Source organism: Parahaliea aestuarii, assembly GCF_008064635.1.
GTDB classification, from domain to species: Bacteria; Pseudomonadota; Gammaproteobacteria; order Pseudomonadales; family Halieaceae; genus Parahaliea; species Parahaliea aestuarii.
Genome location: NZ_VRYZ01000006.1, coordinates 263,448 through 288,609, shown reverse-complemented (window position 1 = coordinate 288,609; position 25,162 = coordinate 263,448). Strand labels below are relative to the sequence as shown.

Sequence of the window (25,162 nt, the reverse complement as noted above, 5' to 3'; positions counted from 1 at the left end):
GATGGAACGCAAGGCAAGCCCGAGAAGGCCGACACTGTTCCAGTGCTGGGCACTGGCCATGGGGGCGGTGCTGCTGGCACTGCCGGTAAGCTACAGCCTGAGCGCGTCCGGCGAAAAGCCGGTGGAGCGCAATCACGTGACGGCGCCATCGGCCCCTGTCAGCCAGACGGCCGAGGAAATGGCCGCCAAGACCGATGGCTGTGTCACCTGCCACACGGCCACCGACCAGAAGACCATGCACGCCAACCCGGCAGTGAAGCTGGGTTGTACCGACTGCCATGGCGGCGACGCCACGGTTCGCAAGCCGGGTGGCACGAATTCACTGGCAGACGCCGGCTACCTTGATGCGATGGAACAGGCTCACGTGCTGCCCCTGTATCCCGAATCCTGGCATTACCCCTCCAGCGCCAATCCGGAGCGTACCTACACCCTGCTCAACAAGGAGAGCCCGGAGTTCGTGCGTTTTATGAACCCGTCGGATTACCGCATCGTGGAAGAGGCCTGCGGCGCCTGCCACCTGCCAATTATCGAGGCGGCCAAGCGCAGCCTGATGGCGACCTCCGCCATGCTGTGGGGCGGCGCCTCCTACAACAACGGTATTCTGCCGCTGAAGCGCTACATCCTTGGCGAGGGCTATACCCGCGAGGGCGAGCCGGCCGCCATTCCCGGCCCGGTGAAGCCGACCGAAGAAATGATCAAGATGGGCATCCTCGAAATTCTCTATCCGCTGCCCGCCTGGGAGACCCTGAAGCCCGGGGATATCTTCCGTGTGTTCGAGCGCGGCGGCCGCAACATCTCCAACCTGTTCCCGGAGACCGGCCTGCCCAATGCCCTCGGCCAGTTGCAGCGGCTGGAGGAGCCGGGGCGGCCGGACTTCCGCCAGTCGAATCGCGGCCCGGGCACCGGCGCGCGCATCTCGGTGCCGGTGATCAACATCACCAAGACCCGTCTCAACGACCCTCACACCTGGTTCATGGGCACCAATGACCAGCCTGGCGACTACCGCCAGTCCGGCTGCGCCTCCTGCCACGTGGTGTATGCCAATGACCGGGACCCGGATCACTCCGCCCTCTACGCCCAGTACGGACACACCGGCGTAACCCAGACGGCCGACCCGACCATCCCGAAAGGGGAGAGCGGTCACCCGCTGAAGCACGAGTTCACCCGCGCCATTCCCACCAGCCAGTGCATGGTCTGCCATATGCACCAGCCCAACATGTTCATCAACACCTACATGGGCTACACCATGTGGGACTACGAGTCCGACGCGCCTTTCATGTGGCCGGAAAAGCAGGTCTATCCCAGTGACAGCGAGCGTCACGAAGTGCTGGAGCGCAACCCGGAAGGTGCCGCCCCCCGCGGCAAGTGGGCCGACGTGGAATTCCTGAAAACCGTGTCGGAGTTGAACCCCCAGCTCAAGGACACCCAGTTCGCCGACTACCACGGCCACGGCTGGAACTTCCGCGCCATCTTCAAGCGCGACCGCAAGGGCAACCTGCTGGATGCAGAGGGTGACCTGGTGGCGGATGACGATCCCGAAAAATTCCAGAAGGCGGTGCACATGTCCTCCATTCACATGGATGTGGGCATGCACTGTGTCGACTGCCACTACGGCCAGGACAACCACGGCAACGGCCATCTCTACGGCGAGGTTGCCGCGGCGGTGGAGATCGACTGCAAGGATTGCCACGGTACCGCCAAGGCCTATCCCAACCTGTTCACCTCCGGGCCGGCGGCATTGGACGGCGGCACCGACCTCGGTGCCATCCGCAACCCGGACGGGAAGAAGCGCTTCGAGTGGATCGGCGATACCCTGGTCCAGCGCTCGGTGCTGGACCCGGAACTGGAGTGGGAAGTCAGCCTGGTCAAGGATGCGGTGACCCCGGGCAACGCCCACTACAACGAGAAGGCGGCCCGCGCCAAGCTGATGAGCAGCAACACCGAAACCCAGGAATGGGGCACGGAAGTGGCCGATGAAGACCTGGCCCACTCCTACGATGAAATGGAGTGCTACACCTGCCACACCTCCTGGACCACCAGTTGCGGCGGCTGTCACCTGCCCATCGAGGCCAACAACAAGACCGAGCGCCACCACTACGAGGGCGGGGAGACCCGCAACTTCGCCACCTACAACCCGCAGGTAGCCCGCGACCAGACCTTCCTGCTGGGCAAGCGGGAGACGGCCAAGGGCGGCAAGTACGCGCCGGTGCGCTCCACCTCGGCGCTGGTGCTTTCGTCCACCAACTCCAACCGCGAGCGCATATACATCCAGCAGCCGCCGATCTCGGCCAGCGGTTACAGCTCGCAGGCCTTCAACCCGCACTTCCCGCACACCGTGCGCAAGACCGAGACCAAGGACTGCGAGGACTGCCACCTGTCGAAGAGCAACGACAACAACGCCATCATCGCCACCCTGATGATGTTCGGTGCCGACTTCCTCGACTTCCTCGGTCACTTCGCCTACATCGGCGGGGACGGGCATATCAACGCGGTGGAAGTGACCGAGTGGGAGGAGCCCCAGGCGGTGCGTGGCAGTTACCTGCAGAAATACGCCTACCCGGACTTCTACCAGCAACACCTGGACAACGACCGGGTGCTGGCGGCGGACACCGGACACAGCCACAGCTCCGGCCCGGCCCAGTGCCTGCAGTTGCGCGGCGAGTACCTGTTCGTGGCCGAAGGCGACAAGGGCATGCAGGTCTACGATGTGGCCAGCATCTCCAACAAGGGCATTTCCCAGCGCATCATCACCGCGCCCTTCAGTCCGCTGGGGCATGACACCCAGGTGGAGAGCGCCAATGCCACCTGTGTCGTGCTGCCCACCACCCAGCCCATCCAGCCCTCGCGCAACCAGGGCGAACTGATGCGGGTGGTCAACGAGGAGCAGCCCTTCCACCCGCTGTACGACTACGCCTATATCACCGACGCCCAGGAGGGCCTGATCCTGGTGGACGTGGACACCCTGAGTGACGGCGAGCCGCGCAACAACCAGCTGCAGCGGGCACTGACCTGGAACGAGGGCGGCGTACTCAACGGCGCCCGGCACATGACGATCGGCGGCAAGTACGCCTACGTTATCGCCGATCGCGGGCTGGTGGTGCTGAACATCGATACCCCCCTGCAGCCGACGGTCGAGGCGACCCTGCCGCTGAACCGGGGGCACTCGGTGGCCCAGCAGTTCCGCTACCTGTTCGTGACGGATGCCGACGGCCTCAAGGTGGTGGATATCACCGATCCGACCGCGCCGCGGCTGACTCCGAACAATACCCTGCCCCTGACCCAGGCCCACCGTCTGCACCTGGCGCGGACCTATGCCTATGTCGCCGCCGGCAGCGAGGGCCTGGTGATCGTCGACATCACCAACCCCGAGCAGATTCGCCAGCTCACCCGTTTCACCAACGGGGTGGCGGATGCCCGGGATGTCACCGTGGCCAGCACCAACGCCTCCCTGTTTGCCTATGTGGCCGACGGGCGCGAGGGCCTCAAGGTGATCCAGCTCACCTCGCCGGACAGCCAGCCCAAGTTCTACGGTTTCAGCCCGGAGCCGCAGCCGGAGTTGATCGCGCGCTATCCCACCGCCTCGCCCGCCCTGTCCCTGAGCCGTCCGCTGGAGCGGGACCGCGGTGTGGACGAAACCGGTGGCCAGGTGGCGGTGTTCGGTCGCCTCGGGTCGCGGCCGCTGAATCATGAGGAAATGCGCAGGCTCTACCTGAATGAGGACGGCGAGCCCTGGTTTGTCGAGAACAAGCCGGTGAACAAGGAGACCAAAGGGCAATGAGGCAATTGTTCAACGCCCTCACGGGTCGCCACCTGGCCGGCCTGCTGGCCGGGCTGTGGCTGTCAGCTGCGAGTCAGGCGGCACCGCTGCCGGAAACCGGCGCCAACCCCCACGAGGGGGTGGCGAGCTGTGCCACCAGTGTGTGCCATGGCAAGGTCAGCGAAGATGAGAGCTCGACGGTCTGGCTGAATGAGTACCGCATCTGGCTGCGCAGCGACTACCACAGCCGCGCCTACCGGACCCTGCAGACCGAGCAGAGCGAGGCAATTGCGCGCAAGCTGGGCCTGCCCAGCGCGGCGGGCGCCAAGATCTGCCTCGACTGTCACGCCGATAATGTCCCCACCGAGGCGCGCGGGCGTCGCTTCCAGATCTCCGACGGGGTCGGTTGTGAAGCCTGCCACGGCGGCTCCGGGCAGTGGCTGGAATCCCACGCCGAGGCCGGCACCAGTCACGCCGACAATCTCGCCAAGGGCATGTATCCTACCGAGCAGCCCCTGGAGCGCGCGCGCCTGTGCCTGTCCTGCCATCTCGGCACCAAGGACAAGTTCGCCACCCACCAGATCATGGGCGCCGGTCACCCGCGGCTGGCCTTTGAACTGGAGACTTTCACCGTCAACCAGCCCGCCCACTACGATGTGGATGCCGACTACCGCGAGCGCAAGCCGGCGATCGCCTCGGTGAACATGTGGCTGGCCGGTCTTGCGGTGAGCGGCCAGCAGACCCTGGAGCTGCTGCAGGAAGACTGGTTCACCCAGCAGGGCCTGATGCCGGAACTGTCGTTCTACCAGTGTCACGCCTGCCACCACCCGATGAACGACCTGCGCTGGTCCCCGGAGGGTACGCCTCCCGGCACCGTGCGCCTGAATGACGCCAGCCTGCTGGTACTGGCAGAGGTGCTGGACGTGCTGGGCAGCGCCGATGCCGCCGCCCTGCGCAGCGGCATCCAGCAGTTGCACCAGGCCTCCCTCGGCAGCCGCAGTGCGGTGGTCGCCCAGGCCAAGTCACTGGCGGCCAGGCTCGATCCCATCGCCCGCCAGGTCAGCGCCGGCAGCTACGGCGCCGAGGATATGCGCCGCTTGCGTGCAGGACTCCTGCAGCGTGCGGCCGCCGGTCGCTTCCGTCATTTCACCGCCGCGGAGCAGGTATTCCTCGCGGTGGAAACCCTCGCTATCTCCCTCGGTGATGCCGACCAGTTGGAATCTTTACTGGACGCATGGTTCAAGTCTGTGGAAGATGAGAACACCTTCGTGCCGCAACAATTTGCGGTGCGTGCAAACCAGGTATTGGGGGGCTTGTGAGCGCATTGGAGGTGGTTGCTGAAGGAAGTGGTGCCACACATGTGGGGCAGCGCAATCATAATGAAGACGCCTACCTGCTGGACGGGTCCCTGTCGCTGGCCATTGTTGCCGACGGTGTCGGTGGACACCAGGCGGGTGAGGTGGCCAGCGCCATTACCTGCGAGGTCATTCAGCGCGAGGTGGCCGCAGGCCGCTCCATTGAAGAGGGAATCCGCACTGCCAACCGCGAGGTGATGGCGGCGGTTGCCCAGGGGCGCGGCAAGGCCGGCATGGCCTCCACCGTGGTGGTGGCCCGCTTCTCCGAGGGCGACTACGAACTGGCCTGGGTAGGCGATAGTCGCGCCTATCTCTGGGACGGCCAGCTCAAGCTGCTGACCCGGGATCACTCCTATGTCCAGGCCCTGCTGGCCAAGGGCCAGATCACCCTGGCACAGGCCCGCAATCACCCGCGCAAGAACGTGATTGTGCAGGCGATCGGCCTGCAGGAAGACGACAAGCTGGAAGTGGGCATCAATTGCGGCCGGCTGGCGCCGGGCCAGGTCCTGGTGCTGTGCAGCGATGGCCTGTCGGACGTGCTGGACAGCGCAGTGCTCAGCGAGATCCTGTCTTCCGACCGCTCCCTGGAAGCGCGCTGCGACGCCCTGGTCGAAACGGCAGTACAGGCCGGGGGGCGCGACAATATTACGGTAATCGTATTACCGGGGGTGGCCGCCAGCTCCGAGGCGGGGCTGCTGGAGCCGGAAGTACTGTGGACCTACGATCCGTCCAGCGGTGAGTACAGCGGCCTGCCGGAACTGGAAGCGGTGGACGGGGAGGAAGTGCCGGCCCCGATCCCGGCGGTGCGCCGGGTCGTGGCGCGCAAGAACTCGGCAGCGACCACGCCGAACCCGAGTCAGCCGGAATCCACCCAGATGATGTCCGCCAGCGAGATCGCCGCGGCCCGGGAGGCGATGCAGCGGGAACGAGAGCAGGGCCGCAATCGCACCATTTTTTGGGTGGTTGCGGCGGTACTGGTGGCGGGAAGTGTGGTATACAGCCTCGGCATTATTGCCGCGGGCTGAGCAGGGAATAGAATCATGTCTGAGTTTAGTGCAGAACTGGTTGCGGCGGACGGCAGCCGACTTGTTCTCGAGGGAGAGCAACGGGTCGGCCGCTCGGCTGATTGCGAGATCACCATTGATGACCCCCGGGTTTCCCGCGGGCACGCCGTATTGCGGGTCAAGGGTGAGAGTCTTACGGTGGAAGATCTGGGCTCGGCCAATGGCACCCAGGTCAACGGGCAGGTCACCAGCGGCGAAACCACGCTGCGCGATGGCGACAGCCTCAGTTTTGACAAGTACACCTTCGTGGTCGTGCTGAGCGGCGGCGCCGCCGATATGGATGCCACGGTGGTTGGCGTGCCTGACTCCGATGCCACGGTGGTCTCGATGGCCGCCGCCGAGCCGCCACCGACGCCTGAAGTGGCCGCCGAACCGGCACCGGCTGCAGAACCCAAAGCCGAACCGCCACCGGAGCCCCCGGCGGCAGCCGAGCCAGCGCCGCCTCCAAAACCGGCACCGGCGCCCTCGCCGAAGCCGGTGGATCTTCCCGGAAGCTGGACCGATTCCGGCACCAGTGACAGCACCCGGGTGCTGTCGCTGGATGCCATGGCCGAGGCCGAGACCTCGCCGCTGCAGATGGAGCGCGCCTCCGACCTGCCCCACCTGATCCTGGTATCGATAACCGGGGAAGGCGGCGAGGCACTGGAGTTGCAGCTCGGGGACGGCAGCGAACCCGATGTCTGGGAGATCGGCCGCGATCCGAACTGTGAGGTGCTGATCTCCGAGCCCAGTGTGTCGGCTCGCCACGCCCAGTTGATCCACCAGGACGGCCGCTGGCGGCTGGTCAACCTGGTATCCGCCAACGGTATTTTCGTCAACGGCGAAAAGCGCCTGACCGCCTATCTGGCGGACGGCGACGAGATTCGCCTGGGGGTGGCCACGCTCATCTTCCGGACTGCCGCCGGCGCCGAAACCGCGTCTGCCGGCAGGCCGTCCGGCAGTCAGCCCGCGGGTGCGGCCGCCGCTGGCGCCGGGACGTCGTCTGGCAACAAGGGATTGATGATAGCGGTGGGGGCTGTCGTGGTCGTAGCCGCTGCCGCCGCGGCCTGGTTCCTGCTGCTGTAGTTACCCGCGGCACCGGTGAATCTCTGGAGGGCGCTGCGGCGCCCTCTGTCGTATCCGGGTTGCTGCTCAGGTCGCCAGCAATTCCCGCAGCTTTCCCGCACGAATGTCGGCGCAGTAGCGCTGCAGGACGGGGAGTCGTTCCCGCCATAGCGGCGCTTCACTGACGGCAATGCCCAGGGTGCCCAGCAAGCGGGTCAATCGGGTTGTATCCCCATCTGTACTGGCCCGGATCGCCAGCAAGGTATCGCGCCTCGGGTCGTCAATTTCCAGGTCGCTGTGCAACACCACCGAGCACCAGGCGGCCAGCGCCCGCAGCAGCAGGTCGCCGGACCGGGCCTCCAGGGCCGGCAGCCAGCGCTGGCGAATTTTCTCGGTAGCGTCCATGGCAATCTGGCTGCAGCGGTGGTGCAGGCCGGGGTTGGCAAAGCGCTGTAGCAGTTGGTCTGCGTAGTCCGGCAGATCGAAGCCGGCCGGCGCCCGCAGGGCGGGAATCAGGTCGCGGGCCATCAGGCGTTGCAGGTAGTCGCGCAGCGGCGGGTCTGCCACCACGTCGGCCACGCTGGTTTTGTCCAGCAGCAGGCCGAGATAGGCAATAGCGGAATGGCTGGCATTGAGCAGTCCCAGTTTCAGCGACTCGTAGGGTCGGATGTCCCCGACCAACAGGGCGCCCGCGCCGGCCCAGTCGGGAACATCCGTGGCAAAGCGGTTTTCGATAATCCACTGGCTGAAGCCCTCGGTCACCACCGCGGCTTCATCGCGCAGGCCGAGCAACCGCGCCTGTTCTTCCAGTACCCCGGCGCCGGGCGCCGGCACGATGCGATCGACCATGGAACAGGGAAAGGTAACGGCCTCCGTCAGCCAGGACAGGCACTCGGGATAGCTGAGCTGCAGGTAGTCGCGCAGGGCCGCCGCCAGCCGGGCGCTGTTTTCCGACAGATTGTCGCAACTGATCACCGTCAGCGGTGCGGCTGAATGGCAATAGCGCAGATGCAGGCCGTGGGCGAGCACGCCGATGGCGGATACTGCCGCGGCAGGGTTATCCAGGTCTCGCTGTATATCCGGGTGTTCGCTGTCCAGCGACCAGCCGTCCGCGCCCAGGCAGTAGCCCTTTTCGGTGACGGTCAAGGTGATCACACGCATAGCGGGATCTGCCATCAGGGCGTTTAACCGGTCGCGCTCCTGCGAGGCCACCAGCACCTGTTGCAAAGCGCCGATCAGGCGTAGCTGCTGGCCGTTCGCATCTTCGCTGCGCACCGTGTAAAGGCCATCCTGGGGATTGAGTTGTCGCGCTACGCTGTCGCTGCGCAGGCTGGCACCGACAATCCCCCAGTCGCCCCCGCTCAGGGCAATCGCCGTGTCGGTGTAGACCGCCTGGTGGGCGCGGTGAAAGGCGCCGACGCCGAGGTGGAGGATACCGTGGCGCAGGCGCGTCCGGTCATACCCGAAGTGTTCGACGGTGGCGGGCAATTGGTCGGTGGTATTGGCAGACAGGCGGTGCATGGCAACTCGTAAGAAGGTGGTATCAGTCCTGGCTTTCAGCCAGCAGGTCGTCGATCACCCGCTGCAGATGCTTGCGCATGGCATTGCGCGCGGCGCTGGCCTTGCCCTCCTGCAGTGCGTTGAGGATGCGGCGGTGGTCGTCGATGATGGGGCGGCTGCCCTCCTGACGCACACGCTGGTGAAAGTGGGTGCTGATTTCCGATTCATTGCGCAATTGCCACAGCCAGCGCACTGTGCCGGAGATAGCACTGTTGCCGCAGGCCTCAGCGATCACGCAGTGAAACTTTTCATCGGCTGCCTCGGTCATGGTTTCCAGCTGGTTCTCCTGCTCCATTTCCGCAAGCAGTTCGCTGAGGCTTGCCAGTTGCTCACTGCCGATACGTTCCGCCGCCAGTGCACAGGCCTCGGCTTCGAACAGCATGCGTGCCTCGAGAATCTCAAAGGGGCCGGGATCGTTGGCCACCGGCAGGGCTTTGCCGGGCCGCTTCAGCACATAGACGCCTGAGCCGGAGCGAATCTGCACCAGCCCGGCGATTTCCAGCGCAATCATTGCTTCCCGGATGGTGGGGCGGCCGACGCCGAACTCCTCGGCGAGATCCCGTTCCGAGGGCAGGCGCTCTCCGGGCGGTGGCGTGCCCTGGCGTATCAGCTGGCGCAACTGGTCTGCCACCTGCAGGTAAAGCCGTTGTACTTTTACCGTCCGAATCTTCATGCCTGGCTGCCCCGGGTTATTGCGTTGGTCGTGCGCCCGCGGTGGCACACCCTGAAGGCAGCTTAATGCAAGGCCTGCAGGCGGTAAACTGGTAAGGCCAATCCAGGCTGCCACCGGCGCCCACAGGGCGCTTCCGGATGTTCAGCTCGCCGCCCGCTTGCGCAGAGTTTCCAGGGTGTGGATGACTCCGCGCAGTTCCGCCAGGCCCTTGAGGCGTCCGCCGAAGGAGTAGCCGGGATTGACGCCGGGCTTGCCGATTTCGTCACCCATCAGGTGGCCGTGGTCGGGTCGCATGGGAATGCGGTCGCTGCGCCCTTCGCGGGCGCGGCGCTGCTCTTCCTCGAGCAGGGCGTCGATCAGCCCCACCATGTCGTTGTCGCCATCGAGGTGTTCCGATTCGTAAAAGGAACCGTCGTCCTCGCGGCGGATGTTGCGCAGGTGCACGAAGTGAATGCGCTCGCCGAACTCCCGGGCTATACCCACCAGGTCATTGTCGGCGCGGGCGCCGAAGGAACCGGCACAGAGTGTCAGCCCATTGTTGGGGCTGGGCACGGCGTTGAACAGGGTTCGTGCGTCGTCGGCGGTGGATACCACCCGCGGCAGGCCGAACAGGGAAAAGGGCGGGTCATCCGGGTGGATACACATGCGCACGCCGGCCTCTTCCGCAACCGGGATCACGGCCTGCAGGAAGGCCAGCAGGTTGTCGCGCATGCCCTCGGTACCCAGGGCGATAAATTCGGCGATGGCCTGGCGAATGCCCTCCCGGTCATAGGAGCCTTCGCCGCCGGGCAGCCCGGCGATGATGTTTTTTTCCAGCAGTGCGCGCTCTTCGTCGCTCATCGTTTCAAAACGCTGCCTGGCCCGGGTCAGCAGCGCTGCCGGATAATCGTTTTCAGCACCTTCCCGCTGCAGCATGCAGACATCGTAGGCGGCGAAGTCGGTCATCTCGAAGCGCAATGCCTGGCTCGAGTTGGGCAGGTTGTAGGCGAGGTTGGTGCGGGTCCAGTCGACCACCGGCATGAAGTTGTAGCACACTACTTCGATACCGGCGGCGCCGACATTGCGCACCGACGTCTGGTAGTTCTCCAGTAGTTGGCGGTAATTGCCGCTGCGTGTTTTCAGGTCGTTGTGCAGGGGAATGCTCTCTACCACCGCCCAGCTGAGGCCGGCGGCCTCGATCTGGCGCTTGCGCTCGAGAATCTCCTCCAGCGGCCAGGGCTCACCGGTGGGGATGTGGTGCAGGGAGGTCACCACGCCGCGGGCGCCGGCCTGTACGATATTGCGCAGGCTGACCGGGTCATCGGGGCCGAACCATCGCCATGTTTCCTGCATACTCTGCCTGCCGTAAGGTACGGTTGCTGTCCGTCTCGTTGCGCAAAGGGAGCTGCATGACGTTTACAGCTTGACACCCGGGGAGCCAACTGAGACCCTAAATTGGTATTACCACCTTGCCAGAATTTCGAGTGTGCCCGAGTCGGGTGGTACTGGCAAGCCGGAAATAATGACAGGGTAGCCGGACAGTATGACAACAGACCCGACAATTCGCCTCGGGGTTATCGGCCTCGGCAATATCGCCCAGCAGCATATACAGCACATCCAGTCCGGCCTTGTGCCGGGGTGCAGGGTTGCTGCCGTGTGCAGTCGCAATCCGCACCCGCTGGCGGCCGAGTTGGGTGTGCCGCACTTTGGCGATTACCGCGAACTGGTCGACGCGGGCGTTTGCGATGCCGTCCTGATTGCCACCCCCACCTTTGCGCACCTGGATAGCGGATGCTACTCCCTTGCTGCGGGCCTGCATGTGTTGATGGAGAAGCCGCTTGGCCTGTCGCTGGCGGAGGGCGGGCAATTGCTGGCTGCCCGTGCCCCCGGCCAGGTGTTTGCCTTGATGTTGAACCAGCGCACCGATCCGTTGTTCGTGCGCATGCGCGATATCGTGCAGAGCGGCGAGCTGGGAACACTGGTGCGCTGCAGCTGGACCATGACCCACTGGTTTCGACCGGAAGTCTATTTTCAGGTCAGCGACTGGCGCGCCACCTGGCGTGGTGAGGGCGGCGGCCTGCTGGTGAACCAGTGCATTCACAACCTCGATATCTTCCAGTGGCTGGTGGGCATGCCGGAGCGGCTGCGCGCCTTCTGCCAGTTTGGCAAGTACCACGATATTGAAGTCGAGGACGAGGCCACCGCCTATCTCGAGTTTACCGGTGGTGCCAGCGGCGTCTTTGTCGGTTCCACCGGCGAAGCCCCGGGCTGCAACCGACTGGAGATCGTCGGCGATCGCGGCAGCCTGCTGTTCGACGGTACACGCCTGCAGCGCACGCACAACACGCCCGGCACGGCCGAGTACAGCCGCGGCACCCGCGACATGTTCGGTATGCCAGAGACCCGTACCGAGGACATCACCCCGGACCGTAGCATCAACCAGCACGCCGCGGTGCTGGCCAACTTCTGCGCTGCCATCACCCGGGGAGAACCGTTGATCGCCGATGCCGCCGAGGGTCTGGATTCACTGGCGCTGGCCAACGCCATGCTGTTGTCCACCTGGGATGACGCCAGTGTCAGCCTGCCGCTGGACAGCACCCGTTACCAGCGCGCCCTCGACCAGCGTATACAGGCCTCCAGCCTGCGCCAGAGAGCCGATATCGAGGCCAACATCGACATGAGCCAGTCCTACCGCTAGCGCGGCAGCGGCCAGAGGTACACCCCTTGAGCGAACAGACACTGGAAATCCAGACGCTGCAACAGCTTGCGCAAAGGCCGGCGCTGGCGCGCCTGCCGGCCTACCTGCGCCTGTCCGGCCCGGGCTGGCTGCAGGGGGCAATGACCCTCGGCGGCGGCAGTGCCATCACTTCCCTCACCATCGGTGCGATGTACGGCTATGAACTGCTGTGGGTGCAGCCGCTGTCAATGCTGATCGGGTGCATCATGCTGTTTGCACTGTCACACCAGACCCTGAGTAGCGGCCAGCGTCCCTACGAAGCCATGCGTCGTTACGTCAGCCCGTCGCTGGCCTGGCTGTGGGCGGTCGCCGCGTTGGCCTCCAGTATTATCTGGGGCTTTTCCCACTACCCGCTGAGCGCCGGTATGCTGGAGGATATCGTGTCGGTCGCCAGCGGTTTTCGCCCCGAGGATGGTCCGGGACGAGAGCTCTACCTGTTCCTGCTGGCGGTTGCGGTGTGGGCGCTGTGCGCCTTCACCGCCTGGAACTACGGTGCTGGCGGGCGGCCAGTCAAAGTGTTCGAAACCGCCATCAAATTGCTCAGTACCATGATCGTGCTGGCCTTTACCTGGGTGGTGGCCAGCGCCAGCCTCAGCGGCCAGGTGGACTGGAGCGCCGTGCTGGCCGGCTTTGTGCCTTCATCCCTGCCCACTGACGCCGCCGGCGTCACCACGGTGATGGCGGCGCTGGGCACTGCGGTGGGTATCAACATGACCTTCGTCTACGGCTATACCCTGCTGGAGCGGGGCTGGCAGCGTGAGCACCGGGAACTGGCGCGCTACGATATCGTTATTGGCCTGGTACTGCCCTATATCCTGGTGACCAGCCTGATGGCGATTGCCGCCGCTGGCGCCTTTCACGGCAGCGGTCTGGATATCCGGGGCAAACTGGCCCCGGCCCAGGCAGCCAGCATGTTTGTCGACGCCGGCCTGAACCCGGTTACCGGGCGCCTGATCTTTGCCTTTGGCGTACTCGGCATGGCGGTGGGCTCACTGGTGATGCACATGTTGTGCTGCGGCGCGGCGGCCGCGGCCCTGTTCGGCTGGGCGCCGCACTCACGTCGCTACCGGCTGGCGTTACTGTTGCCGACACCGGCCGTGCTCGGGGTATTCCTGTGGTCCACGCTCGGCGCTTACCTGGTCCTTCCGACCTCGGCGATTTGCGGCTTCCTGCTGCCGATCGCCTATTTCGGCTGGCTGCTGCTGAATAACCGCGAGGATTATCTCGGCCCCGACCGGCCGCGGGGCGGCCGCGCCCTGCTGTACAACGGTGCCATGCTGCTGTGTATCGTCACCGTGCTGGCCAGTGTCTGCTACAGCACGGCGGTCGCCCTGGCACTGATCTAACCACTTCGACAAAGGTATTGGCGTGAGCAATATCAAGGACGGGGCCAGCTATGCCCCCACCAGTGACGCGGAAAAGGTCGTGGACGAAAGGGAGTTCTGCTTTGCCGCAGCGTTTCTCGACCACGGGCATATCTACGGCCAGGTCAATGGTTTGCGCGATGCCGGCGCCACCCTGAAGGCGGTTTACGATCCCGACCCGGTGCGCTTGCAGCGCTTTAGCGATACCTATCCGGGGGTAAAGGCGGTATCGGATTTCGAGGAAATACTCAACGACCCCGAGATTCGCCTGGTGGCTGCCGCCGCCATCCCCAGCGAGCGCGCCGGCATCGGTTTGCGGGCGATGCGCGCCGGCAAGGATTACTTCACCGACAAGTCACCCTTTACCACCCTGGCGCAACTGGCCGAGGTGCGTGAGGCGGTGGCAACGACTGGCCGCAAGTACGCGGTGTACTACGCCGAGCGGCTGCACAACGATGCCGCCTGGCGCGCCGGTGAGCTGATTCGCCAGGGCGCCATCGGCCGGGTGTTGCAGGTGCTCAACCTGGCGCCGCACCGACTGGCAAAGGACACCCGCCCTGGCTGGTTTTTCGACAAGGCCCGCTACGGCGGCATCCTGACCGATATCGGCTCCCACCAGGTGGAGCAGTTCCTGACCTATGCCGGCTGCGCCAGCGCGCAGATCAACTTCGCCCGCGTCGCCAATTTCGGCCACCCGGACAAGCCCGGGCTGGAGGATTTTGGCGAGGTGTCGATGACCGGCGACAACGGCGCCTCGTTTTACGCCCGCGTGGACTGGTATACCCCGGAGGGGCTGCGCACCTGGGGTGACGGGCGCACGTTTATCACCGGCACCGAGGGCACCATGGAGTTGCGCAAGTACCTCGACGTCGGCGGCCAGGCGCCGGCCTCGCGCCTGCTGCTGGTCAATACCGGCGGCGAGCAGATTGAAGACTGCCTGGGTCGCAGTGGCTTTCCCTTTTTCGGCCAGTTGATACTCGACTGTATCCACCGCACTGAAAACGCCATGACCCAGGCGCATGCCTTTGCCGCAGCGGAGCTGAGCATGCAGGCCCAGGCGCTGGCCGACAACTGCGGGGCCTGAACTGGGCTGCGCGCAATATCACCTGCCAATTGTAATGTTATGACAAAGAAGTTTGCTTTCCGAAACACCCTTGTGCTCGCTGTGGCGCTGGCGCCCGGCGTATATGCCGATGACAACACCGCGCTGGAAACCGTGCTAGTCACAGGCAACCATGTGCCCCTGGCGATCGAAGAGTTGACGGCCGCGGTCAATGTACTCGACGCCACCCAGTTACAGCAGCTCAACAAACGTCAGCTGGGCGACGTGCTGCGCACCGTGCCCGGCGTGCTGGTTGAGGAGCAGGGCGGAAGCGGCGGCCTGACCGCCGTATCGTTGCGTGGCGGCGAAGCCAATTTCACCCAGATCCTGCTCGATGGCATTCCCCTCAATGACCCGACCAATTCCCGCGGCGGCAGCTACGATATCAGCAATATCAACGTTGCCAGCATCGAGCGCATCGAGGTGGTGCGCGGACCGCAATCCGCGGTGTACGGGTCCGACGCCCTGGCCGGAGTGATCAACCTGATTTCCAGTGACCCGCGCGACGTACGGCCCACCACTCTGCGCGCCGAACTGGGGGAGTCGGGCTATCGCGACTACCACCTGGGAACCGGCATCTCTGTAGGCGATTTCGGGATGGCGCTCGATCTTGCCTCGCGCGACGACGATGGCAGGGTAAGCGGCAGCAGCCGGGCCATCGACAGCGCCAACCTGCGCTGGCGCTGGCAGGCCGGTACTGACCGCCAGTTCAGCGGCCAGTTGCGCTATCTGGACGGCGAGCGCAGCAGCTTTCCCGAGCAGAGCGGAGGCCCCCTGTTTGCAAGCAGCGATGCTCTCGATCATGGCGATTACAGTGATCTGACCGCGGGACTGGCCTGGGAGGCGCAGTTTACCGCCTACTGGCGCAGCCGCCTCGCGGCGGATTATTTCGAACACCGCGAGGACTATCGCTCTCCGGGTGTGGCGCCCTACATGGCGGTACCCCCCAATGCCAGTGACACCGACTTCCAGCGCAGCCAGCTGAGCTGGCTCAATACTCTGCAGCTGGGGGCTGACTACCAGTTCAGCCTGGGGGCTGACGTGCGCGATGAAGACGGGGAGTCGACCGGTTATCTCGACGTCGGCTTTCCGCTGCCCACCGATTATGCCCTGTCGCGCCAGACCCGCGGCCTGTTCGCCGATGTCCACGCGCGGCCGCTGGAACCCCTGCTGCTGCAGGCCAGTGTGCGACACGACACCCCGGACGGCTTCGACAGCGAGACCACCCTGCGCGTCGGCGGACGCTATCGACTGCTGCCTTCGCTGGATGTGCTGGCCAACTGGGGTGAAGGCTTCAAGCTGCCGAGCTTTTTTGCGCTGGGCCACGGCCTGGTCGGCAATCCCGGTTTACAGCCGGAAACCGCCCGCGGCTGGGATGCGGGGCTGCAATGGCGGCCGCTGACAGGGCTGCAGTTCACCGCCACTGCTTTCGGCAACCACTACCGCAACCTGGTGGACTTCGATCCTGTGGCCTTTACCAACGTCAATCGGCGCGCAGTGGAAACCCGCGGCGGCGAATGGCAACTGAGCTGGCAGGACGGCGCAAACCTGTCCCTGCAGGCGCACGCTACCTACACCGATATCGATGTCATCGACACAGACAGCCGACTGCTCGGCCGTCCCGAGTGGCAGGCTGGGGCCTGGCTGAACTGGGCTTTCCTGCCGCGCTGGCACACCGGGCTGGATCTGCAGTGGAGCAGCCCTGTGCCGGCCTCATCCCTGCACACTGGCGATACCGTGGTGACGGAACTCGATGCCTGGCAGCGCCTGGACTGGCGCCTCGGCTGGCAGGCGAGCAGGTGGCTGGCGCTGGAACTGGCCCTCGACAACCTGCTCGATGAAGGCTACCAGACCGCGGTCGGCTTTGCGGCGCCCGGACGCAGTGTGCGGCTGGCCGCCACTGTCAGTCTGGGTGGAGTGTAGCTCCGTAGCGAAACCCTCAAAACAATAAACTGTCAGGTTGCCGCATGAAGAAGTTGTTATTGATCTTTGTAGTCTCTGCCCTCGCACTGGCGGGTTGGTGGTGGTTTGTTCCCGCTGCGCCAGAGGAGTCGCAGGAGGGGCGCGACGAACGTTATAAAACGCTGGACACCGAGCCGGCGCCGGTGCTCTCACCACAGGAGGCGCTGCAGCGCTTTCGTATTGCGCCGGGCTTCGAAATCGAATTGGTGGCTGCCGAGCCGTTGATCGAGGATCCGGTGGCCATGGCCTGGGATGAGTACGGCCGCCTCTATGTGGTGGAGATGCGGGGCTATATGCCCGATGTCTACGGCAACGGCAGCGACGAACCGGTAGGGCAGGTGGTGCGCCTGGTCGACGACGACGGCGACGGCCGCATGGACCGCTCCGAGGTATTCCTGGACAAACTGGTCAATCCCCGTGCCGTAGCGGTCACCAACGAAGGTGTACTGGTGGGTGAGCCGCCCAATTTATGGCTCTGCGAGCTGCCCACGCCGGAGGCGGACTGCAGCGTGCGCCGCCGGGTCGGCGATTATGCGCCCAACCTGGACGAGGGCAACGTGGAACACCTGGAGAACGGCCTGTTCACCGGTCTCGACAACTGGCTCTACAACGCCAAGTCCACGCGTAGTTTCCGCTTCAGGGAGGGAGAGCTGGAAGTGCGCGAGGGACCCTCGCGCGGCCAGTGGGGCATGGCCCGGGATGACCGGGGCCGCCTGTTCTACAACCATAACTCCACTTGGCTGCAGGCGGATCTGTTTGCCGGTGAAGATGTGGTGGAGGCGGGCAGTGGCAACAGTTACACCGGCCTCGGTATCAATCTCACCGATCCCAGCGAGGTGTTCTCGGTGCGGGTCAATCCGGGGGTCAATCGGGCCTACCTGGAAGGCACCCTGCGCGAGGACGGTCGCCTGCACAAGGCCACCGGCGTCAGTGGCCTGGCCGTCTACCGCGGCGACCAGTTCCCCGCCGACTATGCCAATGATGTTTTCGTGCCGGAAGTGGCCGCCAATGTGGTGGCACACCTGCGCCTGTATGAAGAGGGCGATATGGCGCTGCGCGCCGAGCATCGCCTGTACGAGGACCCGGACTGGGGGCAGCGCGAGTTCCTCGGTTCCACCGATGAGCGCTTCCGCCCGGTGGACGCCCTGAACGGGCCTGACGGTGCGCTCTATATCATCGATATGTACCGCGGCATTGTGCAGGATACCTATTTCCTGACCGACGAACTGCGCGAGCAGATTCTGCTGCGTCACCTCGACAAGCCGCTGGGCAAGGGGCGCATCTGGCGGGTGCGCCACAGTGAGAGCGGCCGCAGCAGCGTAACCGTGGATCTCGCCGCGGCCAGCAATCAGGATCTGCTGGCGCTGCTCTCCTCCGCCAATGGCTGGCAGCGGGATACGGCCCAGCGCCTGCTGCTGGCTCGCACCGGCGACCTCGCCGGGCCGCTGGCGGAGATCGCGACCGGTGAGCACAGCATCGCGGCCACCCACGCCCTGTGGACCCTGGCTGGCCGGGGTGAGCTGCATGCACAACTCGTCGAGAAGGTGGTCGCCGGCAGCGACCCCTGGCGCCAGGTGCATGCCCTGCGGGCCGGCGCCGGGTTACTGTCGGCCGACGCCCTGCTGGCACTGGACGATCAACTGCAGGGCGCCCCCCTGAGGGTGCAGATGCAATATACGCTGGCCCTCGGGCGGCATGCCCGGCAACCCGCGGTGCGCCAGCGCCTGCTGCGGCAAATGACGAGTGGTCTGCGCAACGAATACCAGCGCCAGGCCCTGGTGCGCGCGGTGCGGGGCCAGGAAATGGCCTTCCTGCCGGAATTGCTGGCGGCCCCGGCGCTGGCGGAGTACAGCGAGGCCGCTGCGGCGGTGCTGGGTGCGGTAGTGGCCAATGCCTACCGCGACCTGCGCGGCGACCTGACCGCTACCGGGCCGGCCAACCCCGTCCTGCTGGATCTGCTGGAACTGGTGGCCAGCGCAGGGGAGCAACATGCCTGGCAGGAAGTGGCCATGCAGGAAGCACTGCGTGGCCTGACCCTGCGCACCGGCTTTGAGCCTGCGCGCCTGGCCGCTATGCCGCCCCTTTACGATACCGCCGCTGCGGTCAGCGAAGAGCGGGCCGCGGCGCGCCTGGAGGGTCGCCGGGCCTTTACCTGGCCCGGCGACCCGCTGGCGCTGGGTATCGAGCCACTGTCCCAGGCCCAGCAGGCACTGATGGCGCAGGGTGAAACGTTCTACTCCCATTGCGCCGCCTGTCACGGCGAAGACGGCGCCGGGGTTCCCGGACTGGCGCCGCCCCTGGCTGGGGCGGAGTGGGTGACCGGTGCGCCGGAGTGGCTGGGGCGGATTATTCTGCAGGGCATGACCGGCCCGATAGAAGTCAAGGGCGCTACTTTCAACGGCGTGATGCCGCCCCACGGTCACCTGGAGCAGCTCGACGATGTGACCCTGGCGGGACTGATGACCTACCTGCGCCGGGCCTGGGGCAATGCCGCCCCGGCGGTCGACCCGGAGAAAGCTGCGGCCATACGCGCCAACAGTGCCGATCGCCAGCAACCCTGGACGGCCGACGAATTGCGGCAGGTGTATGTGGACCGCGGCTTCCGTCGTTTCGTCGGCGAGTATTCGGTCAGCTTTATCACCATTGCCATCAGCGAGCAGCCCGGGGGCCTGTACATGGAGGCCACCATGGGAGGCGAGGGCCTGTTGACCCAGCTGGACGATAACCTGTTCGAAATCCAATCGGAGGACGGCAGCGTGCAGATCGAATTCGTCAGCGAGCCCGACGGCAGTGTCAACAAACTGATTATCCACCGCGACGGCCAGGACATCCCGGCTGAGCGTGACAACTGATGCCCCCGCTTTTTCCTGTCATTCCCGCCCTGGCGGGAATCCACCCGGTCGGCGCCAGGCGCCGGCAGAAACCTGGAGACTACCCCTGATGCAACGACGCCAATTCCTGTGCGGTGCCGCCTCAGCGGCGGGCTTGCTGCTCGCCTCGCGTTTTGCCCTCGCTGCGGAGCGCCGGCTCAATGCCATTGGCTTGCAGCTGTACACCGTAAACAGCGCCATGGCGGCAGATTTTGAAGGCACTCTGCGTGAGGTCGCCGCCATCGGCTATCGCGAGGTGGAGTTTTCCACCGCCGGGGGACTGTTCCGGCGGCCGCCTGGGGAAGTGAAGGCGCTGCTCGACGATGTGGGACTGCGCGCTCCCTATGGTCGCCTGCGACCGGAAATGCCGGTGGATATTGCCAGGCTGTCGCGGGAAGAGGCGATGGCCCTGTTTCGCAAGCTGGGCAGCAGCGACCGTATTGTCGAAAACATCGAAGCCATGCTGCCGGAAGCAAAGGCAATGCACTATGAAGCCATCGTGCTTTCTGCCGTGTTGCCGGATGAAATGGCGGATATGGCCGGCCTTGAGCGCATGGCGGGGATTTTCAACGCCGCCGGCCGGCTCTGTGCCGAACACGGTATGCGCTTCGCCTACCACAACCACGATTTCGATTTCCGGCCGGTGAATGGTGTGCTGCCCTACGAATACCTGCTGCAGCACACCGACCCGGCTGCGGTCAGTTTCCAGCTCGATCTGTACTGGGCCAGCAAGGCCGGCCAGGATCCGGTGCGTCTGCTGCGTGATTACGGTGCGCGCATCAACAGTTGTCACATGAAAGACCTGGCTGAGGATGGTGGTTTTGCGGATGTCGGCGCCGGGACGCTGGACTTTCCCGCCTTGACGCGGGCGGCAGTCGACGCCGGTGTAGGGCATTTCTTTGTCGAGCACGATCGGCCTGAACACCCGATCGACAGCGCCCGCAACAGTTATCGCTATCTCTCTGCAATGACCTTCTGAGTGGCGGCCAGGGCACCGTGTGGGCAGGCGGTTGCCATTTCCATGAAAAGGGCGCATATTGGCAAGGTGGCAATGTGGTAATACCAATTTAGCCACTGCAGATATGATAATGATTACAGGATACTGCGCTATGAACCCGACCCTTCCCCGCAAGGCGGCACTGGCCGCCGCCATCCTGCTGACCCAGCAGATCCCGTCCGCTTTCGCCCAGACTGCTGCACTCGAAGAGGTGATTGTCACTGCCCAGAAGCGTGCCCAGAGTGCGCAGGATGTACCGGTGGCGCTTACCGCCGTCGGTGCCGAAGCCATTGAGGCCATGGGTATCCAGGAATTTTCCGACGTTACCCGCCTGTCGCCCTCGCTCACGATGTCCAGCGGCAACAACAAGCAGCAGACCTCGATCAGTATCCGCGGCATTGGCACCAATGTGTTCAGTATCTCGGTGGAACCCAGTGTGGCGGTGATTATCGACAATGTCTCCCAGGTGCAGCCCGGTCAGGCCCTGTCGAACCTGGTGGACGTGGAGCGCATCGAGGTGCTGCGCGGCCCCCAGAGCACCCTGTTTGGCAAGAATGCTTCCGCCGGCCTGGTCAGCGTCACCACCAAAAGCCCGGCCAGTGAGCTGGAAGGCAGCCTGGAACTGGTCGCAACAGACGACGAGCAGCAGCGCACTGTGGGCACCCTGTCCGGACCCCTGGGTGACAGCGCCGGTTACCGCCTGATGGCCTATTACGACGATCGCGATGGCTACCTGGATAATCTCTCCTCCGGCTCATCGCTCAATGGCGGGCTGGCGCGCGGCGGCCGCGGTAAATTCCGCTGGGATATGAACGACCGCCTTACCGCCACCGCCATCGTCAACTACGGGGAGGATACCGTCGACTGCTGCGGCATTAACTGGCACGCACTGGACCCGACCGCGCGGGTGCTGGGCTTCGTACCGGCGGATCCGGCGGTGGGTATCGAACCCGGCCCCGACAACCGCGAAATTCGCCAGGACAATCCGTCCTACGGCCACAGCGAGGACATGTCCGGCAGCCTCGAGCTGGCCTACAGTATGGGCGATTTCAGCCTGACCTCGATTACTGCCCTGAACCGCTGGGACTTTACCAATACCGAGGATGTCGACTTTTCCGATGTGGATGTGGCGGGCGCGCTCACCGGCGGCGTTCTGCACGGGGGCATCGACTCCCTGTCCAATGTAGAGATGTCTTTCTTTTCCCAGGAACTGCGGCTCGATTCGCCGCTGTATGAAAACTTCGATTACATGCTCGGCCTGTATTATGCCGACGCCGACACTGACCGCAGTTTCGAACGCACCATCCTGGTGGCGGACTGGGCGGCCGAAGCGGGTACCGAGAGCATGGCGGCCTTTGGCCAGGGCAACTGGCGATTTTCCCAGCAGACCAGCCTGAGTGTGGGCTTGCGTTACAACTATGAACAGATTTCGGTCGATTTCTACGACGCGCCGACTGAAGCGAGCTACCAGGGGGACGATTCCGACGGCGTGTGGCTGGGCAAACTGTCACTGCAGCACTTCCTCAACGAGGACACCATGCTGTTCGCCAGCTACACCCGGGGCTACAAGGGGCAGGCCTACGATGTCTCTACCGGCTTTAACCAGGACAAGGCAGACACCCCGGTGGCGTCAGAGCACGCAGATGCCTATGAACTCGGTGTGAAAGCGACCTTGTTCGACCAGCGTTTGCAATTCAACGCAGTGGCGTTTTACACCGAGTACGACGACTACCAGGCGCAGAACACTCGGATCAATGAAAACGGTGAGGTGGAACTGGACATCTCCAATGTCGGGGTGCTGGAAACCCAGGGTATTGAGATCGATGCGGTTGCCCTGCTGGGGCAGAACTTTGTCCTGCGCGGTGGTTTCGCCTGGATTGATGCCACCGTGAAGGAGTACCCCAACGCCCGGTGCTACCCTGGCCAGACTGTTGTCGAAGGCTGTGTGGAAATCGCCCCGGGCGCCACTGTTCAGGACCTGGCGGGGGCGGAGCTGGCCAACTCGCCGGACTACAAGCTGACCCTGTCAGGGGAATACAACCTGACACTGGGTTCACTGCCCTTTGATGCTTTCGCCAACTTTTCCTATCGCTGGCAGGATGAGGTCAATTTCAACCTCAGCCAGGATCCGCAGACCGCGTACGACAGCTACGATGTGCTCGACCTGAGCCTGGGCATCGTCGAGCGCAAGCGCGAGGCCTACAGGGTGACGCTGTTTGTAAACAATGTGTTTGATGAAAGCTATGCGGTATCGCTGGCCAATCTGGGCAATCTGTACGGCGGCAAGCAGGCAGTCGGCCAGGTCCTGGCCCGGGACAGCCAGCGCTACGCCGGAGTCCGGGTGAAATTCAACTTTTGAATGGCTGAATACTGAGATGGTGATACGTATTGCGGCGCTGGCGCTGCTGGGCGCTGCCACTGCGCACGGTAGTTGCGAGGACTACAGCGAGGACCGGCAGGCCTGGTTTGGCGATCTCCATGTCCATACCAGCTACTCGCAGGATGCCAACTGGCGCATGGGTAATCACCGGATAGAGCCGGAGGACAGCTACCGCTTTGCCCGCGGCGCGGCCATCTCATTGCCCCCCTATGATGCGCAGGGCGACAGCCCCCGTGAACTGCGCCTGAAACGGCCGCTGGATTTTGCCGCGGTCACCGATCATGCCGAAGCTCTCGGAGAAGTAAGGCTGTGCAGCGACCCGAACTACGACGGGCCGGGCGCCGACAGCTGCGGCGATGGTCCCTACCTGCGCATGATCAAGCGGTTTGCCAGCAGGGTACTGCCGCTCGAAACCCTGTGCCCGCCGGGGGATGCTACCTGTGCCGCAGCGCAGGCATCGGTATGGCGTGACACGCAGGCCGCTGCGCAGTCACACAATGCGCCCTGTGAATTCACCACCTTCGTGGGCTACGAATGGAGCGGGCTGGACGGCGCCGCCAACCTGCATCGCAATGTTATTTTCCGCAGTGAGGCGGTTCCCTCGAATCCGGCCAGTGCGCGAGAGGCGAGGACGCCCGAACAGCTCTGGGATGCGCTCGACCACGAGTGCCGGGACGGGGGCAGTGGCTGCGAGGCGGTCACCATCCCCCACAATTCAAACCTCAGCCAGGGCCTTATGTTTTCCGCCCTTTTATCGTCTGGCGATCAAATGACTTCAGAGCAGGCGCAACAGCGCGCCCGCTACGAGCGTCTCGCGGAAATCGTGCAGCACAAGGGGGAGTCGGAGTGCTACGGCGGCCCCGGCGCCATCGATGAACTGTGCCGCTTTGAAAAGCTGCCCTACAGCTCCTTCCTGCAGAAGTACTTTTCGTTTATTGGCGAGCCGCCGAAGGATGACAGCCGCTACCTGCGGGAGGCGTTGCGAGAAGGGCTGCGGCTTGAGCGACAGTTGGGTACCAATCCGTTTACCACCGGCTTTATCGGCGGCACCGATACCCACCTGGGTGCGGCTGGCGCGGTGGATGAAGCGGACAACCCAGGCCATCATGGCGCCCAGCACATCAGCGGTGATGGCAGCGCGCCGCAGCTGCCCGATCGGCTGGAACAGAATGCCGGCGGGCTGGCGGTGCTGTACGCCGAGGAAAACACTCGCGATGCCCTGTTCCGCGCCATGCAGCGCCGGGAGGCCTACGCCACCAGCGGCCCGCGCATTCAATTGCGCTTTTTCGGCGGCTGGGATTACGAGGACGATCTCTGCGAGCGGGTTGACCTGGTCGCGCGGGGCTATGCTGGCGGGGTGCCCATGGGTGGCGAGTTACTGCGCGAAGACAGTGAGGGTCGTGCCCCCGAATTCATCCTGACGGCAGTGTCGGACCCTGGAACAGACGGAGCGCCCGGCGGATTGCTGCAGCGCGTGCAGGTGGTCAAAGCCTGGGTAGACAGTGCGGGGGAGAGTCGCGAAGAGGTCTATGAGGTGGCCGGCAGCCCCGGCAACGGCGCCGGCGTGGACCTCCAGACCTGCCAGCCCCGGGGCAACGGATACCAGCGTCTTTGCTCGGTGTGGCGCGACCCGGATTTCGACGCCGCCCTGGGCGCGGTGTACTACAGTCGCGTTGTGGAAAATCCCTCCTGTCGTTGGCAACAGCAAATTTGTGTGGCAAACCGGGTGAATTGCGCCAATCCGGACGCGGTTGCGGAACCACTGCAGGGCTGCTGCGACGACAGCGTGCCCCGCACCATCCAGGAGCGGGCCTGGTCGTCGCCCATCTGGTACCGGGCATCGTGAGTGTGATGCACTGACAGACCGGGGCGGGGCTGGGAAGACGTGCTAACCGGAACTAGCCCAGCCGCTTGATCTCCTCGGCGATCACTGCCGGGTCATCGACGTGGTCTTCCAGCAGCCGTCGCAGAGGCTCGATATTCTCGCGATCCACATGTTGCACTGAGAAGCCGAGGCGGCCTGATTCCACGTGCTGCAGGTAGGCGTGCAGTTCCAGTTCATCGCCGTCGTCGAGCTGAATCAGCAGGGTGAAGGGTTCGTTGTACTGGGCGTCCCAGACATCGGGCTGGTCGGTGGCCACGCCGCTAAGTGAAATGTCGATCAGCCGTTGTTTCCAGACGCTGCCGCCTTGCTGTACTTCCACCGGCAAGTCGATTTTGATGCGAGTGCACTGGCGTCTTTCGATCATACCTGCGCCTTCTGTTGGGGCCTGTGGCGCACTATAGCGCTACCCGTCGGGCTTGGCGAGGCGGGCTGG

At 64.5% G+C, this 25,162-nt stretch carries 16 protein-coding genes; 12 read left to right on the top strand and 4 right to left on the bottom strand.

Features of this window, described 5'->3' with window-relative positions; genetic code table 11:
* Position 1: 1 nt before the first annotated feature.
* The 4 genes from FVW59_RS14600 to FVW59_RS14585 are packed head-to-tail and all read left to right on the top strand — an operon-like array spanning position 2 to position 7,241.
* A complete protein-coding gene (locus tag FVW59_RS14600; RefSeq protein ID WP_222711523.1) occupies positions 2-3,778 on the top strand; it encodes an LVIVD repeat-containing protein in 3,777 nt (1,258 codons plus the stop codon).
* Positions 3,775-5,076: a multiheme c-type cytochrome gene (locus FVW59_RS14595; RefSeq protein WP_148065088.1), complete on the top strand. Its 1,302-nt coding sequence runs from the start codon at positions 3,775-3,777 to the stop codon at positions 5,074-5,076. The genes FVW59_RS14600 and FVW59_RS14595 overlap by 4 nt, the downstream gene beginning before the upstream one ends.
* 41 nt (positions 5,077-5,117) lie before the next feature.
* On the top strand, positions 5,118-6,137 hold the full coding sequence (locus FVW59_RS14590) for a PP2C family protein-serine/threonine phosphatase (protein WP_187275907.1): 1,020 nt from the start codon (positions 5,118-5,120) through the stop codon (positions 6,135-6,137).
* Between the two features lie 15 nt (positions 6,138-6,152).
* On the top strand, positions 6,153-7,241 hold the full coding sequence (locus tag FVW59_RS14585; protein WP_148065086.1) for an FHA domain-containing protein: 1,089 nt from the start codon (positions 6,153-6,155) through the stop codon (positions 7,239-7,241).
* Positions 7,242-7,307: 66 nt separating this feature from the next.
* On the opposite strand, the gene FVW59_RS14580 is transcribed toward FVW59_RS14585, so the two are convergent.
* The 3 genes from FVW59_RS14580 to uxuA all read right to left on the bottom strand — a co-directional run bounded on the left by FVW59_RS14580 (position 7,308) and on the right by uxuA (position 10,785).
* On the bottom strand, positions 7,308-8,741 hold the full coding sequence (locus tag FVW59_RS14580; RefSeq protein ID WP_148065085.1) for a mannitol dehydrogenase family protein: 1,434 nt from the start codon (positions 8,739-8,741) through the stop codon (positions 7,308-7,310).
* A 22-nt stretch (positions 8,742-8,763) separates the two neighbouring features.
* Positions 8,764-9,453, bottom strand: a complete 690-nt coding sequence (locus tag FVW59_RS14575; RefSeq protein WP_148065084.1) for a FadR/GntR family transcriptional regulator — start codon at positions 9,451-9,453, stop codon at positions 8,764-8,766.
* Between the two features lie 141 nt (positions 9,454-9,594).
* A complete protein-coding gene (uxuA, locus tag FVW59_RS14570) occupies positions 9,595-10,785 on the bottom strand; it encodes a mannonate dehydratase (protein WP_148065083.1) in 1,191 nt (396 codons plus the stop codon).
* 190 nt (positions 10,786-10,975) lie between these two features.
* Between uxuA and FVW59_RS14565 the strand changes: the two genes are divergently transcribed.
* From FVW59_RS14565 to FVW59_RS14530, 8 genes are all read left to right on the top strand, one after another.
* Positions 10,976-12,130, top strand: coding sequence for a Gfo/Idh/MocA family protein (locus FVW59_RS14565; RefSeq protein WP_148065082.1), 1,155 nt, complete (start codon positions 10,976-10,978; stop codon positions 12,128-12,130).
* Between the two features lie 26 nt (positions 12,131-12,156).
* Positions 12,157-13,515, top strand: a complete 1,359-nt coding sequence (locus FVW59_RS14560) for a divalent metal cation transporter (RefSeq protein WP_148065081.1) — start codon at positions 12,157-12,159, stop codon at positions 13,513-13,515.
* A 22-nt stretch (positions 13,516-13,537) separates the two neighbouring features.
* Complete coding sequence (locus FVW59_RS14555; protein ID WP_148065080.1) at positions 13,538-14,617, top strand: Gfo/Idh/MocA family protein; 1,080 nt, start codon at positions 13,538-13,540, stop codon at positions 14,615-14,617.
* A gap of 39 nt (positions 14,618-14,656) precedes the next feature.
* Complete coding sequence (locus tag FVW59_RS14550) at positions 14,657-16,558, top strand: TonB-dependent receptor plug domain-containing protein (RefSeq protein ID WP_148065079.1); 1,902 nt, start codon at positions 14,657-14,659, stop codon at positions 16,556-16,558.
* Positions 16,559-16,602: 44 nt separating this feature from the next.
* Complete coding sequence (locus FVW59_RS14545) at positions 16,603-19,449, top strand: DUF7133 domain-containing protein (RefSeq protein WP_148065078.1); 2,847 nt, start codon at positions 16,603-16,605, stop codon at positions 19,447-19,449.
* A gap of 88 nt (positions 19,450-19,537) precedes the next feature.
* The gene (locus tag FVW59_RS14540; RefSeq protein WP_148065077.1) at positions 19,538-20,446 is read left to right on the top strand and encodes a sugar phosphate isomerase/epimerase family protein; all 909 of its coding nucleotides are present in this window, start codon (positions 19,538-19,540) and stop codon (positions 20,444-20,446) included.
* A 130-nt stretch (positions 20,447-20,576) separates the two neighbouring features.
* Positions 20,577-22,823, top strand: coding sequence for a TonB-dependent receptor (locus FVW59_RS14535; protein WP_187275906.1), 2,247 nt, complete (start codon positions 20,577-20,579; stop codon positions 22,821-22,823).
* A gap of 16 nt (positions 22,824-22,839) precedes the next feature.
* A complete protein-coding gene (locus FVW59_RS14530) occupies positions 22,840-24,690 on the top strand; it encodes a DUF3604 domain-containing protein (protein WP_148065075.1) in 1,851 nt (616 codons plus the stop codon).
* Positions 24,691-24,742: 52 nt separating this feature from the next.
* On the opposite strand, the gene FVW59_RS14525 is transcribed toward FVW59_RS14530, so the two are convergent.
* Positions 24,743-25,093 (bottom strand): PilZ domain-containing protein, encoded by a 351-nt coding sequence (locus FVW59_RS14525; RefSeq protein ID WP_148065074.1) that lies wholly within the window; start codon positions 25,091-25,093, stop codon positions 24,743-24,745.
* Positions 25,094-25,162 lie beyond the last annotated feature (69 nt).